Raw genomic sequence first — 13,545 nt, forward strand, 5'->3', positions numbered from 1 at the left:
TATGGACCAACGGATCTTGTCCTCCATAATTCCTTACCCTAAGGTAAGGAGCATAACGATGGAGATATTCAATATGGCAACCGCCACACTGACCTCAAAAGGGCAAATCACCATTCCGGTCCAGGTCAGAACAGCCCTGGGCCTGGAAACCGGAGACCGCGTAGAGTTCGTCGAAATGGAAGACGGCCGGTTTTCCATTATTGCCGCCAGCAAAACCGTACACGACCTCAAGGGCCTGGTCCGCAAACCTGCCAAGGCGGTCTCGATCGAAGAAATGAACCGCGCCATCGCCACGCAAGGAGCAAAAGCCGGATGATCGGCCTGGATACCAATGTGCTGGTGCGCTACGTCACCCAGGATGACCCCGTGCAATCCCCCAAGGCGTGCGAGTTGATCGAATCGCTCACCACGCTTTCGCCAGGCTTTGTCGGCCTGGTGTCAGTAGTGGAATTGGTGTGGGTTTTACAAAGCTGCTACCAATGCACCAAAAGTGAATTGGTGACGGTTCTGGAGACGCTGTTGCGCACCCGCGAATTGATCATCGAACAGGCGGAAATCGTTTGGCAGGCACTGCGGCGATTCATCGCGAGCAAGGCCGATTTTGCCGACTGCCTGATCGAGCGCTGCGCCCATTCGGCAGGGTGTGAATACACCGCTACATTTGATCTGGATGCAGCCAAGGCCACCGGGATGAAACGCCTGAACTGAGCCATCGCGTTGCGGTAGCGCCCAGGCTTTGGTAAAACCGCGTTCAGACCTGATCAAGAGAAACACTCACGTGCGCAAGCTGCTTTTCGCAATCTTGAGCATGGCCCCTGCACTGGCCATTGCCGACAGCATCACCTGGCCCGATCTGCCGCAAAGCTGTTTCGTCAGCGGCCGTTCTGCCACCAGCGTAGATGTCGATACGGGCTGTGCGGCCTTCCTGATCAACGTGAAAGGCAAGGCGGCGGGTACGCCGATCAAAGTGGATATCCCGCAGTACGCCTTGCACATCGACGAGGCCACCGGCAAGGAAACGCCGGTGATCATCATCCAGGCCGAAGAAAACGGCGACATCAAGGCCGTGGGCTATCGGGAGCTGGGCACCGAGCAACTCGGCGCCGCATTGCTGCGCGAGGTTCGGCTTCTAGGTACCCAGAAGCCGAGCTAGCCCAGACTCAGCGGACCCAGCCACCACCCTGCCAGTGGTAGCCGTCACTACGTTGCACCCAGTGCGGATGCACATAGCGGTAGCCTTCGCGTACCGGCTCCCAGTGGCCATGCACCGCCACGTAACGCCCGCCCTGCCAACGCCAGTAACCGCGCGACCAGACATAGCCGTAACGTACCGGCGGCTCGACCTCGATCACTTGAACCGGCGGCGGTTGCGGCGCAACGACCTCGACATACTCACGTTGTACCGGCCCGCGCTCATGCACCACACGCTCTTGCACACACCCGGACGCCGCGACGACGACTGCCGCCAATGCCGCATAACGTAGCAACATAAAAAATCCTCGGGCGTTATCGCCCCACAAACACGCTGAAAATTCCCCCTTCCTGCAGCCTCGCTCCTGCTTGGCTCTGAGTTCTTTTTAACAGGTAGTGTCTGTCGGCGGGCTGAACGGCGGGCGCCTTAAGGCGCGCCAAAACGTTGCACCACGGCTTCGACAAAACGCCGTAGCTTGGCCGTGCGCTGCCGGTTTGCGGTGTAGACCAGGTGCATCGGGCGACTCGGTGCGTCGAAGGCCGGCAATACACGCACCAGCTCGCCCCTGGCCAGCGCCGTACGCAAGAAATCCTCGGGGCCCAGGACAATACCAAAACCATCCAGCGCAGCCGACATCAAGGCCCGGCTTTCATTGATCCGCAAACGGCTGGAAACCTCCACCTCGTGAGTGGCCGCACCTTGGTGAAACAGCCATTTGCGATCTGCCGGGCGCGACCAGTAGGCGTAACCCAGGCATTCATGCTGCTCAAGGTCTGCCGGTATCAGCGGTGTACCGCGTGCCGCGAGGTAAGCCGGTGCCGCGCAGACCACCAGGCGATAAGGTGCCAAAGGCCTCGCCGTAAGGCTGGTGGTGGCCAGCGGGCCGATGCGAAAGGCAACCTCATAACCTTCCTCCACCAGGTCGACGAAACGGTCTGTCAGGTGCAGGTCGATTTCCACCTCCGGGTGATCACGCAGGAACGCCGTGATCAGTGGCATCAGGCTATAGGAGCCAAACGTTACCGGGGCGGTGATCCTCAGCTTGCCACGCGGCGTGTCGTTCATAATCTGCGCGAGCGAGTCGGCGGCGTCGGCTTCGGTGAGGATGTGCTTGCAACGCTCGTAGTACGCAGTCCCCAGTTCCGTCAGGCTTTGCCGGCGTGTGGTGCGGTTAAGCAGGCGCGCACCCAGGCGCTGTTCCAGCGCGGTGACATGCTTGGCGACCATTTGCGGCGACATATTCAAACGCTCGGCGGCACGTGCATAGGAGCCCGACTCGGCGGCCATGACAAAGGCGTGCATGCTTGAAAGACGGTCCATCATTGCCTACTCCCAGTAACAACATCGACCCCAAAACGCTCGTTTATCGACAGTTGATTGCCAATCATCATAACCGCTCCCCCATTCACAGGAGCAAGGACATGAAGATTGGCGTAATAGGCGCAGGCTTTATCGGACGGGCCGTGGCCGAGTTGGCCCTGGCCGCCGGGCATGAGGTGATGTTGAGCAACTCCCGTGGCCCGCAAACCATGAGCAGCGTGCTCAGCGGTATCCCGGGCGTGCAGGTGGGCAGCGCGGAGGATGCCGCCCGATTTGGCGATGTGGTGCTGGTGGCCATCCCCCTGAAGCACTACCGCAGCGTCCCGGCGCAATGGCTGGAGGGCAAGGTGGTGATGGACGCCAATAACTACTACCCGAACCGTGACGGGCATATCCCGGCGCTGGACCGCTTTGAAACCACCACCAGCCGGCTGCTCGCCGAGCACCTGCCGCACGCGCAGGTGGTGAAGGTGTTCAACGCAATATTTGCCCCCGACCTGACCCAGGACGCTCGCCCCCACGGTGCGTCGGACCGGCGTGCCCTGCCGGTGGCTGCGGACGATACGGCCGCCAAGGCGCAGGTGATCAGCTTGCTCGACGAACTCGGCTTCGATGCCGTGGATGCCGGCGGGCTGGATGACAGTTGGTGCTTTGAACGGGGTAAACCCGCGTACTGCATCCCGCTTGATAAGGCGGGCCTGGAAGCCGCGCTGGCCAAGGCCGAACGTACCGTTGAACTGCCTGCCGTCGAACGCACCCGCCGGTAAACGCCCGTGCACAAAAAAGCCCGCTGACCGTCACCGGTTCAGCGGGCTGTTTACATCAGGCTTGGCTTACAGCGCCAGGTCGGATGCAGGCTTGCTCGGCTCAGCCGCAGGCTTGGCAGCCTCGGTGGCCTTTGGTGCGGCCAGTTGCGGGATGGCTGGCGGAGGGGTCAGTTGCAGGACGCCGGCCGTGTAGGCCCATTCCTTGGCAACCGCCTCAGGGCTGTCATTCAGCTTGGTACCGTAGCTCGGTACGATCTGATGCAGCTTGGCCTGCCACTCAGGGGTCGCCACCTTGTCCTTGAACACTTTCTGCAGCACGGTCAGCATGATCGGAGCCGCGGTGGACGCGCCTGGCGATGCACCCAACAGGCCGGCGATGGTGTTGTCTTCGGAACTGACCACTTCGGTACCGAGTTTCAGGACGCCGCCCTGCTCTTCGTCACGCTTGATGATCTGCACGCGCTGACCGGCTTGCCACAGGCGCCAGTCTTCTTTCTTGGCGTTCGGGAAGTACTCTTGCAGTGCCTTGAAGCGGTCGTCGTCCGACAGCATCAGCTGGCCGGCAAGGTACTCAACCAGTGGGTATTCACGAATACCGACTTTGGTCATTGGCCAGATGTTGTGGGTGGTGGTGCTGGTCAGCAGGTCCAGGTACGAGCCTTCCTTGAGGAACTTGGTCGAGAAGGTTGCAAATGGGCCAAACAGGATCACGCGCTTGCCATCCAGCACGCGGGTGTCCAGGTGCGGAACCGACATCGGCGGCGAACCTACCGAGGCTTTACCGTAAGCCTTGGCCAGGTGCTGCTCGGCTACGGCTGGGTTATCGGTCACCAGGAACGAGCCACCCACTGGGAAGCCTGCGTATTCCTTGGCTTCAGGAATGCCCGACTTCTGCAGCAGGTGCAGTGCACCGCCACCAGCGCCGATGAACACGAACTTGGCGTCGGTTTCAGTCTTGGTGCCGTCTTTCAGGTTTTTGTAGCTCACACGCCACGAACCGTCGGCGTTCTTGGTGATGTCCTGCACTTCGCTCGACAGTTTCAGGTCGAACTTCGGCGTGGTTTGCAGGTGGGCAACGAACTGGCGGGTGATCTCGCCGAAGTTCATGTCGGTACCGATCGGAGACCAGGTGGCCGCGATTTTCTGGTTCGGGTCACGCCCTTCCATCATCAGCGGAACCCATTTGGCGATCTGCGCCGGGTCTTCGGAGTACTGCATGCCGGCGAACAACGGGCTCGCCTTCAGGGCTTCGTAGCGCTTCTTGAGGAACTTGATGTTGTCATCGCCCCACACAAAGCTCATGTGCGGTGTGGAGTTGATGAACGAACGTGGGTTCTTCAGCACGCCCTGCTGGACCTGCCAGGACCAGAACTGACGGGAAATCTGGAACGCTTCGTTGATCTCGATCGCTTTCGGGATCTCAACGACGCCGTCCTTGTTTTCCGGGGTGTAGTTCAGCTCAGCCAGGGCCGAGTGACCGGTACCGGCGTTGTTCCAGCCGTTGGAGCTTTCTTCGGCCACGCCATCAAGACGCTCGACCATCTCCATCGACCAGCCCGGCTCCAGCTCGTTGAGCCAGACACCCAGGGTCGCACTCATGATGCCGCCGCCGATCAGCAGCACATCGACTTTCTTTGCCTCTTCCGCGTGAACGGACGTGATCCCCATCGACAAAGCCAGCCCCAGCAGGGCAGTGTTTACTTTCTTAAACATCTGTAGCACCTATGATAAAACGCCATCCGCCCCGCCGCCCCTGATCCTGGGCAACCCTCGATCACGCTACGTCAGGCAACGTAGCGCGGGGTTCGCACAATCACATGAGGACCGCAGGGTGGGCACACAAGGCCGATTGGATCGGCCTCACTGTTATGTCCCTTCTGCGCTGACTTCTTATCATTATTGGCTTCAGCTACCTGGGCGACAGCCAACCGCCGGGACGTATACGGGTGTACGCACCAGGGCAAGACTAGACCAAGACGGCGTGCAGAATATCACGCTGAACAGTGTTTATGCGTCGTTTGGCCAATTGACAGCTCTAAATCGCCGGTTTTGGCGCGCGCGTGTCAAGCCTGGCAGGCGCGACGTGGAGTCACAGGGTTGGAACGTTTACGCAAAAGGCTGTTCTAGACAGTTTCGCCGCCGCTTGCGTAGCATCGACGGCTCTCCTTCGTGCGTTCCATCCAAACTAGAGTTACCCATGACTATCCAGCAAACACCCGGGCATGTGCTGCCCGCGCGTAGCGCCGCCAAAATGGAAGCGGCCATGGCCGTGGGCGCTTTCGCGATCGGCACCGGCGAATTCGCCATCATGGGCTTGATGCCCGATATCGCCCACAATCTGAATTTGAGTGAACCGCAAGTCGGCCACGCCATCAGCGCCTACGCCCTGGGCGTCATGGTCGGCGCCCCATTGCTGGCGATTCTCGGCGCCAAGTTGCTGCGCAAACACATGTTGCTGTTACTGATGGGCCTGTATGCCCTGGGCAACCTCGCCACCGCCTTCACCCCGACCTTCGGCTCGCTGGTGGCCTTCCGCTTTATCAGCGGCCTGCCCCACGGTGCCTACTTCGGGATTGCCGCCGTGGTCGCCTCCAGCATGGTGCCCAACGACAAACGCGCCGGCGCGGTCGCCCGCGTGATGATGGGCCTGACCCTGGCCATGCTGCTGGGCAACCCCATCGCCACCTTCCTCGGCCAGCACCTGGGTTGGCGCTCGGCGTTCGGGCTGGTCAGCGTGATTGCCTTGTGCACCATCGCGCTGGTCTGGCAATTCGTGCCGCACCGCCACGATGAACAACGCAGCGACCCGCGCAAGGAGATGCGCGCGTTCACCAAACCGCAGGTGTGGATGGCGCTGTCGATTGGCGCCATCGGGTTTGCCGGGATGTTCTGCGTATTCAGCTACCTCGCCCCGACCATGCTCGAAGTGACCCGAGTGTCGCCACAGTGGATTCCGTTCGGGCTGGCAGCGTTTGGCGTGGGCGGGATCATCGGCAACATTGCCGGCGGCAAGCTGTTTGACCGCCTGCAGTTTCGTGCGGTGGGCTTGATATTGGTGTGGTCGATGGCCGTGTTGCTGTTCTTCCCCTTCGCGGCGGCGTCACTGTGGAGCGTACTGCTGAGCATGGGATTGGTCGGCACCATGGTGGCCCTGGCGGCACCGCTGCAGATCCGCCTGATGGACATCGCCCACGAAGCCCCGAGCCTGGCGGCGGCGTCGAATCATGCCGCGTTCAACCTGGCGAACGCACTGGGGCCGTGGTTCGGCGGCATGGCAATCACGGCGGGTTATGGCTGGACAAGCACCGGCTACATCGGCGCGGCGACCGCCCTGGTCGGCCTGGGCCTCTACCTCATCGCCCGCCGCATGAAAGGCGGCCACTGAAACGCCAACGGTGGGAGGGGGCTTGCTCCCGAGAGCAGTGGGTCAGTCAACACACTAACGGCTGACCCCGCCTTCCTCAATCATCATGCAACAACCCCGACCCATACTCCCCATAACTGCTCCCCAGCCCACTGCCGCCAAAATTCATCTTGGCGGCTTTGCTCGGGCTGTGGTCGCCAAACGCCTGGCATCCGCCCGAGAAACACGGGTCGCTACTCACGCCGGACGACCCGGACGAACACGCGCTCAACAGCAACGTGCCTGCAACCATCACGATTTTGACGAGGTTCGAGATCATGTTTTCAGTTCCCTGTGGGCTGGAGGCGCGTGGGTCCTCTCTTGAAGAGGATCGTAGACTTCAAAGGCACGGGGAATGATGAAATTTCACTGCGCGACAGCAGGGGTTCAGGTTGCCGCCTTCGCTATCTAGCCGCCAAGCGTTGAAGGGGAAGTGTTGCTCAGTCGCTGAAGTTCAAGCTGCCTGGCCGCACTGGCCTCAAGGTTGGCGCGCTCTTGATCCAGATACTGATAAATGCTTTGGAGGTTGGCGATTTTCTGCTGGATCTGCGCCATCTTCTTTTCAATCAACTTGGCGCCGTCAGCGCAATCGATCAGTTGGTTGCGCTGCGCATCGAGAATCTCGCCTATTTCCCCGAGGGAAAACCCCATGCTTTGCGCACGCTGGATAAAGTCCAGGTCCTGCAGGGTTTGCTCGGTATAAATACGATAATTGTTGGTTCGCCGTTGCGCTGAGATCAAGCCGATCTGTTCGTAGTAACGCAGCGTATGGCGGCTGGCACCGCTGCGCGCCTCAAGTTCGCCTATTTTCATGAAAACAACACTTGACTATAGAGTTGGGTCGACAGTTTACGCTTGATTTCTCACCTGACCCAAGGAACATAGAAATGAGCGTGGAGTGCTTCGTCACAGGGGGTACCGGCTTCATCGGCCAACATCTGGTGGCGCACCTGAGTGCAAAAGGTCACACCGTACAGGTGTTGATGCGTCGGCCAGAGCGCCTTGCCGCACTGCGCGAACAAGTCGACCAGTTGGGAGGGAACGCGTCCCGGGTATTTGCCGTGGCTGGCGACCTGGAGCAGGACAACCTCGGGCTGAGCCTTGCCGACCGCGAAAGGCTGAGGCAAGCCAGCGTGGTATTTCACCTGGGCGCCCACTTTGCCTGGGGGCTCTCATTGGAGCATTCACGTGCCGTGAATGTGGAAGGCGCCAAGCGCGTGGCGCTATTGGCGGCTGAGCAAAAAAGCCGGTTCGTGATGATCGGCGGCTTCATGCTGAAAAACCATGAACACCTGCAACGCATAGGCATTGATTCTCATCATCCCGAGCTGACCGATTGGCCCGCCCTCTACCGGCGCGTCGGCGCTTACGAGGGGAGCAAGCTGGAGGCACACTTTGCCACCCTGGAGCTGATGTCAGCCATGGGCGCAGACGTGACCATCGTCCATCCCGCCACGGTGTGTGGCCACAGCCACACCGGCCATATCCTCGAAGGTCAGCCACTGATGGAGCTGATACGAAGCCTTATGCAGGGAAAGCTGACCGCCGTGCCCGGCACCGCCGAACACTGGCTGCCGCTGGTCACCGTGGATTATCTGGTCGAGTTGGTGGTGGCCAGTGCTTTTGACCCGGCCATGAAAGGCCAGGAACTGCTGGCACTGGATGCCCAAACGCCCAACTTGCGCGAGCTTTTGGCACAGGTGGCGCAAGCGATCAGCTTGAAGCCTCCCAGGCATCACATTCCGCTGCGATTGCTGAAATGGCTGCTGAAGATTCCTCCCGTCGCGCGGTTTTTGAATACTAGTGTGGAGGCTTTGGACTTCATTCAGACCACGCGTTTTGATACGGAGGCGGTGGAGCAGTTTGCCAAAAGGCATGGGATAGCCAAACCGGATGTAGGTGAGGCTTTGCGGCGTACGGCGGTGTTCGTCAAGGTCCAGGGCGTAGCCACAGGCGAGACTCGTTGACTTACTTTGCGGGCATCCGGAGATCGTGTATTCCATTGAGGCTCAAGGGTCCTTTCTTGCAGAGGATCGTAGACCTCAAAGACACAAGAAATAACGAAGGGACAACACGAGTTCAGGCTGCCGCCTTGCGGTAAGGCGGCGGGAGGAGTTGTCAGACGTTAGCTTTGCTGGCGGCAGGGGCAGCTTGCTCCTGGGCTCGGTCGACGAGTAACGCGCTCAGGTCGATAAGCTGCTGGATGCCCAAGACGATGGCGCGGTGGGGGTCTTCGAGATCGAAGGCCAGGGTGGCGGCCATTTGGTTGGCGGATTCGAGGTTTTCGGAGGCGTTGGCCAAGAGGGTTTCGGTGTCGATGTTGGGGCTAACGAGGAATAGGTTGCCGGGTGGTTGATCGGTGGGCGCTACGTCGTCGGAAGCCGGCAAATAATGATGAATCGCTCGTTGAGCCGCTGCATGAAGCTTGGCGTCATTGGGTGCAGCGTTTGAAGCATACGGCGGATTAGGCGTGACCTTGTACATGGCGAAGCTCCTTAACTATTCAGGAACTGCCAACTCACTTCCACATGAGGGTGGCAGCTGTACGCAGGTGTGGAAGACCAGGGCTAAGGACCCGGCGCACCGAAGTGCCCCGCGCACAGCCGCCGAAACACATGATACAGACGTAAAAAAACGCCGACAGGTGTTTATGACGATTGCGTCTTAGCTTGGTACGGACTTCCACATCCGACCGCTGGTTTTGCAGCGGTTTGGGGAGGTTAGCGAGGGGTGGTCTGAGGGGCAAGCTGAGAAAATTGTGGGAGATTTCCCAGACTATTTTGGACTGGCCACTAGATCATGCTGCCCTCCGATGATGGATTGGAACACCTAAACCTACAGGCCTTATATTCCGGCGCCTGTAGCATCACTCCAAACCACTCTTACCACTTTCGTACCGCCTAGATTCGCTTGGTCTATTTGATCAGATGCAACAGACTAGCCGCATTGCTATGCTTAAGGCTTCATATGAACGGAATCTAGGCAGTACCGACATCCATTATCCGGTGTACTTGGCAAAATAGGCCAAAAATTCGCTTGGAAAAGTCGGTCATCTGATTTTGGAGCTAGGGAGTCCATGCATGACGAACAAGAAAAAAAAACCAGAATACGATCCTTTTACTGCACTACACCCGGTATCACTTGATAGCCATTTGGAAGAGCTAGCAAGAAAACTCTATGAGTTTTCCAGCGAAGGCTCGAAATCTACATGGGACGAAATTAAAACCGGGGATATAAAAGAAAATCCCGATTTAAGAAAGAAATTTCTAGCGTCAGCACATGCCGGAATGTGTGAGGCTCAGAATATGATCATTGAAATCATCCAATCCAATGAGAACCTGACAGACTCACACGATGTTTTACTGAAAGGCATTGCGGACAACATGGCATGGCAGATGATTGGAAATCAACTCTGCTACGCCCGACGCTTCTACAAAGAGCAGCAACCGATAGATCTGAAGCAGTCAAATTTCAACTCAGTTGTTTTAGCAGCCAACCAAACGATGAGCAGAGACCCTGGTAGCTTTTCACTAATTTCCGACTTAACTTCTTTTATCCAAATTGGAGACTTGATTACGATGGGGTCTCTCGGCGGCTTAGGAATTGGCGAAGTCAAAGAGGGCAAAAAAAACCATGAAATATTTGAGTTCATGAAGTTTTTTGCGAAAAGTGGATGCCCACGCTCACTCCACTATTTCGCACAAGAACATGGAAAATCTGGAATTAAGCAACTGCAGAGAATGTCTCGGCAGGTGGAAAGGATGGGCCACGTGAAGGAGGTCATGACGAATGGATCATCACTTGATCCAGATACAAATCAAAAGATACACATTCCAGACGAATTTATTTACATGCCCGATTGGCATGATGAATTGAATGCAATTCTAGAAAAATCTGACTCAAAGGGATGGGCTATAGATATAATCGACGATTGTTTATTCATAGCTTCATACTCAAAAAATTCATTTGCCGGCAAAGGGCATATAGCTTTCAACATATGGTTTGATGACTTCGACGGAGCTAAAAACAGTCCAAGATTCAGATTATTCGATTCTATGACACATCCATTAGCTCTACCCATCTTCAACTTGAATATTTCGTCAGATCACAAATTTGACATCCTATTTGGTAGAAAAAATGTTTGCATCGGACTCAATATAAGCGCCCTACTCGGAAAACTTATTACATCAGGACTTAAGGTACGTGAGGGCACAAACAGAGAGGCCAGCCAGCTTGATCAACAAGGATTCGCCCCTTACCGTCACAATGGCAAAGCTATTTATATAGGTAACGAACATCAAGAAATGGCGCTTATGGATGGTATATTTTTAAGAATCATGTTCCATATTCAACGCCCAGTTGAAACAATACGCGCAATATTAAACGGTTCAGCTGAGCCAATTTAAACACAAGCAAGAAATCTCAGATAACCTTCAGACGCTGCTAGGAATTATCGTCGTCATATCGCAGCACTTTGAGAAATTTTCCATCATTAAGGAAGGGGCGAGGTAAGCATGTCCAAAAAAAGTCAACTCAATTTCATCGCTGAAAAGAAATCTCGGACTCAAAACTGGGAGTATGCTGGCTGGACGGAGCTAGCTTCGCTGCACAGTGGATTCTCCTCGCTCGTTTCTCCTGCACCATATCAAATGTCTCTCCATGTAGTGGCCATCGCATCTTGCATAGAAGCCTTTTCTCGAGCGTGCTTGAAGATCCTGATTGATGGCGATGATAGTCCATACTTGGAAAGAGCAAAAAAGTTCAAAGACCTTACATTTGACTTTGAACTTACGAAAGCGCTGAGTCGTAAGGAGATAACCTTTGGCGATTTGGTCAGCCATAACGTGGGGATCAGCAGCGCTGATCAAATAATAAAACATTTTGACACGCTATTTGAAGGTGACACAGGCTATCGAAACTTTAAGGATAGCTTGTCGACTATTCGTGAATTTATAGAACCACCTGAAGATGCCATTCTTGATGATCCAGACAAGTATGAAATAGAATATGGAGAACTTATTGTTAACGATGCCAATCAGCTAATCTGTGACATCCAAGATATATTTTCAGCTCGGCATATAGCTGCCCATGAAGCAAACTTTACATTGGTCACGTTCGATCAACTGCGTCGTTGGTTTGAAAGCGCAATAACCTTCGCAACTGCTACGCACGAAATTATCGAGCAAAAGGTTAGACCAGGTGCATCACGCGCCGCATTCGGAAGCTCGGTTCAAGCGTTACAAAACTCAGGGGCGCTATACTCCACAATAGAGGGCTTATGGCTCGAGCTAGTGGAAAAATGGAAAGTTGAATGGTGCATTGAGGATACCAACATGAAAAAGTTATTATTAGCAATTAAAGCCTCTGAAGAAGCATTTTCCATATATCTAGAAAAAGAAATTGATGTTCACTATCAGCGTGTGGGTATGATCACGGGAAATGGATATCGCCATCTCGAAGCAAAAATTCAGAAAATCCTTCTTGAATCAAAGGCGGATTATCTCAAGCGACTGAGAGCGGAAGTGTAGCGCTCCATTACCCATGTGCTATTCACAAAATGGCGATCGCATCTCAACGGGATGCGGGAGCCTTTTAGCGCCAAGTTTGAGAGATATCGGGGTCAGACCACGATATCCAATACAGTGAAAACCTAGAGCTCCTCGGCTTTTTCAAAACGGTAAGAAAGGTGTCCTAGTCAGACCACGATACCTGACGCAACGGCAGGCTTCTGATCCTCGATGAGGCTAAGTGCAATGCTGCCGGAGGCCCATCACCTACCTACCCGACACCCACGATGCATCCCTGATAAACTGCGCCCCATTCGCCTTGCTGACTCAGATCCCCCATGCCCCTACAAACCGCTCCCCTCTCCCGCCGCTTCTCCGTCGCCCCGATGATGGACTGGACCGACCGCCACTGTCGCTACTTCCTGCGCCTGCTCTCCAAGCACGCCCTGCTCTACACCGAAATGGTCACCACCGGTGCGATCCTCCACGGCGATCACGAGCGCTTTTTGCGTCACGACGAAGCCGAGCACCCGCTTGCCCTCCAGTTGGGCGGCAGCGTCCCGGCCGACCTGGCGGCGTGTGCGCGCATGGCTGAGGCGGCCGGTTACGATGAGGTGAATTTGAACGTCGGCTGCCCTAGCGACCGCGTTCAGAACAACATGATTGGCGCGATCCTGATGGCGCATCCGGCGTTGGTGGCCGAGTGTGTCAAGGCGATGCGCGATGCGGTGTCGATTCCGGTGACGGTGAAGCATCGTATCGGGATCAATGGGCGCGACAGTTATGCCCAGTTGTGTGATTTCGTCGGGACGGTGAGGGATGCGGGCTGCACCAGTTTTACGGTGCATGCGCGGATTGCGATTCTGGAGGGGTTGTCGCCCAAGGAGAACCGCGACATTCCGCCGTTGCGCTATGACGTGGCGGCGGAGTTGAAGCGGGACTTCCCGGAGTTGGAGATCAATCTCAACGGCGGCATCAAGACGCTGGAGCAGTGCCGGGAGCATTTGCAGACGTTTGATGGGGTGATGCTGGGGCGCGAGGCCTATCACAATCCATATTTGCTGGCCGGGGTGGATCAGCAGTTGTTTGGCAGTGAGGCGCCGGTGATCAGCCGGGCCGAGGCGCTGGCGCAGTTGCGGCCTTATATTGCTGAGCATGTGGCCAGTGGCGGCACGATGCATCATATTACGCGGCATGTGTTGGGGCTGGGCACCGGGTTCCCGGGGGCGCGCAAGTTCAGGCAGTTGTTGTCGGTGGATATTCATAAGGCGGCTGACCCGCTGGCTTTGTTGGATCAGGCTGGAGAGTTGTTGGAAGGACGGTGAGAGTCAGTTGGGGATTGGGTGGTTGAGCTGC

At 56.4% G+C, this 13,545-nt stretch carries 15 protein-coding genes; 9 read left to right on the plus strand and 6 right to left on the minus strand.

Annotated elements, in window-relative coordinates:
• Window positions 1-58: 58 nt before the first annotated feature.
• The 3 genes from ACQRBV_RS01280 to ACQRBV_RS01290 all read left to right on the plus strand — a co-directional run bounded on the left by ACQRBV_RS01280 (window position 59) and on the right by ACQRBV_RS01290 (window position 1,153).
• Window positions 59-316 carry an AbrB/MazE/SpoVT family DNA-binding domain-containing protein gene (locus ACQRBV_RS01280; RefSeq protein ID WP_060753183.1) on the plus strand — a complete coding sequence of 86 codons (258 nt, stop codon included), beginning with the start codon at window positions 59-61 and terminating at the stop codon, window positions 314-316.
• The gene (locus tag ACQRBV_RS01285; protein WP_104995849.1) at window positions 313-708 is read left to right on the plus strand and encodes a PIN domain-containing protein; all 396 of its coding nucleotides are present in this window, start codon (window positions 313-315) and stop codon (window positions 706-708) included. Before ACQRBV_RS01280 ends, ACQRBV_RS01285 begins: the two co-directional genes overlap by 4 nt.
• 100 nt (window positions 709-808) lie before the next feature.
• A complete protein-coding gene (locus ACQRBV_RS01290; protein ID WP_060753317.1) occupies window positions 809-1,153 on the plus strand; it encodes a hypothetical protein in 345 nt (114 codons plus the stop codon).
• Window positions 1,154-1,160: 7 nt separating this feature from the next.
• Here the strand turns inward: ACQRBV_RS01290 and ACQRBV_RS01295 are convergent, their stop codons facing one another.
• Both ACQRBV_RS01295 and ACQRBV_RS01300 read right to left on the minus strand, forming a co-directional pair.
• Window positions 1,161-1,490 carry a YXWGXW repeat-containing protein gene (locus ACQRBV_RS01295; RefSeq protein ID WP_060753181.1) on the minus strand — a complete coding sequence of 110 codons (330 nt, stop codon included), beginning with the start codon at window positions 1,488-1,490 and terminating at the stop codon, window positions 1,161-1,163.
• Between the two features lie 128 nt (window positions 1,491-1,618).
• Window positions 1,619-2,515 carry a LysR family transcriptional regulator gene (locus tag ACQRBV_RS01300; protein WP_411984516.1) on the minus strand — a complete coding sequence of 299 codons (897 nt, stop codon included), beginning with the start codon at window positions 2,513-2,515 and terminating at the stop codon, window positions 1,619-1,621.
• Between the two features lie 50 nt (window positions 2,516-2,565).
• Here ACQRBV_RS01300 and ACQRBV_RS01305 point away from each other — a divergent pair, with 50 nt between their 5' ends.
• A complete protein-coding gene (locus tag ACQRBV_RS01305; RefSeq protein WP_411984595.1) occupies window positions 2,566-3,279 on the plus strand; it encodes an NADPH-dependent F420 reductase in 714 nt (237 codons plus the stop codon).
• 66 nt (window positions 3,280-3,345) lie between these two features.
• On the opposite strand, the gene mqo is transcribed toward ACQRBV_RS01305, so the two are convergent.
• A complete protein-coding gene (gene mqo, locus ACQRBV_RS01310) occupies window positions 3,346-4,992 on the minus strand; it encodes a malate dehydrogenase (quinone) (RefSeq protein ID WP_060753178.1) in 1,647 nt (548 codons plus the stop codon).
• A gap of 484 nt (window positions 4,993-5,476) precedes the next feature.
• Here mqo and ACQRBV_RS01315 point away from each other — a divergent pair, with 484 nt between their 5' ends.
• Window positions 5,477-6,664 (plus strand): MFS transporter, encoded by a 1,188-nt coding sequence (locus ACQRBV_RS01315; protein WP_090366124.1) that lies wholly within the window; start codon window positions 5,477-5,479, stop codon window positions 6,662-6,664.
• A gap of 76 nt (window positions 6,665-6,740) precedes the next feature.
• Here the strand turns inward: ACQRBV_RS01315 and ACQRBV_RS01320 are convergent, their stop codons facing one another.
• Both ACQRBV_RS01320 and ACQRBV_RS01325 read right to left on the minus strand, forming a co-directional pair.
• Entirely contained in the window at window positions 6,741-6,962 is a 222-nt protein-coding gene (locus ACQRBV_RS01320) for a hypothetical protein (protein WP_060753176.1), read from the minus strand.
• 128 nt (window positions 6,963-7,090) lie between these two features.
• Entirely contained in the window at window positions 7,091-7,495 is a 405-nt protein-coding gene (locus tag ACQRBV_RS01325; RefSeq protein ID WP_060753175.1) for a MerR family transcriptional regulator, read from the minus strand.
• 74 nt (window positions 7,496-7,569) lie between these two features.
• Here ACQRBV_RS01325 and ACQRBV_RS01330 point away from each other — a divergent pair, with 74 nt between their 5' ends.
• On the plus strand, window positions 7,570-8,649 hold the full coding sequence (locus tag ACQRBV_RS01330; protein WP_411984515.1) for an SDR family oxidoreductase: 1,080 nt from the start codon (window positions 7,570-7,572) through the stop codon (window positions 8,647-8,649).
• A 151-nt stretch (window positions 8,650-8,800) separates the two neighbouring features.
• On the opposite strand, the gene ACQRBV_RS01335 is transcribed toward ACQRBV_RS01330, so the two are convergent.
• Window positions 8,801-9,166, minus strand: coding sequence for a DUF6124 family protein (locus tag ACQRBV_RS01335; RefSeq protein WP_411984514.1), 366 nt, complete (start codon window positions 9,164-9,166; stop codon window positions 8,801-8,803).
• A gap of 596 nt (window positions 9,167-9,762) precedes the next feature.
• On the opposite strand from ACQRBV_RS01335, the gene ACQRBV_RS01340 reads away from it, so the two are divergent.
• The 3 genes from ACQRBV_RS01340 (at window position 9,763) to dusA (ending at window position 13,514) form a co-directional block, all read left to right on the plus strand.
• The gene (locus ACQRBV_RS01340; RefSeq protein ID WP_411984513.1) at window positions 9,763-11,088 is read left to right on the plus strand and encodes a hypothetical protein; all 1,326 of its coding nucleotides are present in this window, start codon (window positions 9,763-9,765) and stop codon (window positions 11,086-11,088) included.
• 108 nt (window positions 11,089-11,196) lie between these two features.
• Complete coding sequence (locus ACQRBV_RS01345) at window positions 11,197-12,210, plus strand: hypothetical protein (protein ID WP_411984512.1); 1,014 nt, start codon at window positions 11,197-11,199, stop codon at window positions 12,208-12,210.
• Window positions 12,211-12,527: 317 nt separating this feature from the next.
• A complete protein-coding gene (gene dusA, locus ACQRBV_RS01350; protein ID WP_411984511.1) occupies window positions 12,528-13,514 on the plus strand; it encodes a tRNA dihydrouridine(20/20a) synthase DusA in 987 nt (328 codons plus the stop codon).
• Window positions 13,515-13,545 lie beyond the last annotated feature (31 nt).

It is taken from the genome of Pseudomonas sp. R11F (assembly GCF_050312575.1).
In the GTDB taxonomy this organism is placed as follows: domain Bacteria; phylum Pseudomonadota; class Gammaproteobacteria; order Pseudomonadales; family Pseudomonadaceae; genus Aquipseudomonas; species Aquipseudomonas palleroniana.

Bases quoted from the DNA above. Each gene is read 5' to 3' on its own strand.
- ACQRBV_RS01330 (WP_411984515.1), top strand. From the start codon at position 7,570: ATGAGCGTGGAGTGCTTCGTCACAGGGGGTACCGGCTTCATCGGCCAA.
- mqo (WP_060753178.1), bottom strand. From the start codon at position 4,992: ATGTTTAAGAAAGTAAACACTGCCCTGCTGGGGCTGGCTTTGTCGATG.
- ACQRBV_RS01345 (WP_411984512.1), top strand. From the start codon at position 11,197: ATGTCCAAAAAAAGTCAACTCAATTTCATCGCTGAAAAGAAATCTCGG.
- ACQRBV_RS01285 (WP_104995849.1), top strand. From the start codon at position 313: ATGATCGGCCTGGATACCAATGTGCTGGTGCGCTACGTCACCCAGGAT.
- ACQRBV_RS01300 (WP_411984516.1), bottom strand. From the start codon at position 2,515: ATGATGGACCGTCTTTCAAGCATGCACGCCTTTGTCATGGCCGCCGAG.
- ACQRBV_RS01325 (WP_060753175.1), bottom strand. From the start codon at position 7,495: ATGAAAATAGGCGAACTTGAGGCGCGCAGCGGTGCCAGCCGCCATACG.
- ACQRBV_RS01335 (WP_411984514.1), bottom strand. From the start codon at position 9,166: ATGTACAAGGTCACGCCTAATCCGCCGTATGCTTCAAACGCTGCACCC.
- ACQRBV_RS01280 (WP_060753183.1), top strand. From the start codon at position 59: ATGGAGATATTCAATATGGCAACCGCCACACTGACCTCAAAAGGGCAA.
- ACQRBV_RS01315 (WP_090366124.1), top strand. From the start codon at position 5,477: ATGACTATCCAGCAAACACCCGGGCATGTGCTGCCCGCGCGTAGCGCC.
- ACQRBV_RS01340 (WP_411984513.1), top strand. From the start codon at position 9,763: ATGACGAACAAGAAAAAAAAACCAGAATACGATCCTTTTACTGCACTA.
- ACQRBV_RS01320 (WP_060753176.1), bottom strand. From the start codon at position 6,962: ATGATCTCGAACCTCGTCAAAATCGTGATGGTTGCAGGCACGTTGCTG.
- ACQRBV_RS01295 (WP_060753181.1), bottom strand. From the start codon at position 1,490: ATGTTGCTACGTTATGCGGCATTGGCGGCAGTCGTCGTCGCGGCGTCC.
- ACQRBV_RS01290 (WP_060753317.1), top strand. From the start codon at position 809: ATGGCCCCTGCACTGGCCATTGCCGACAGCATCACCTGGCCCGATCTG.
- dusA (WP_411984511.1), top strand. From the start codon at position 12,528: ATGCCCCTACAAACCGCTCCCCTCTCCCGCCGCTTCTCCGTCGCCCCG.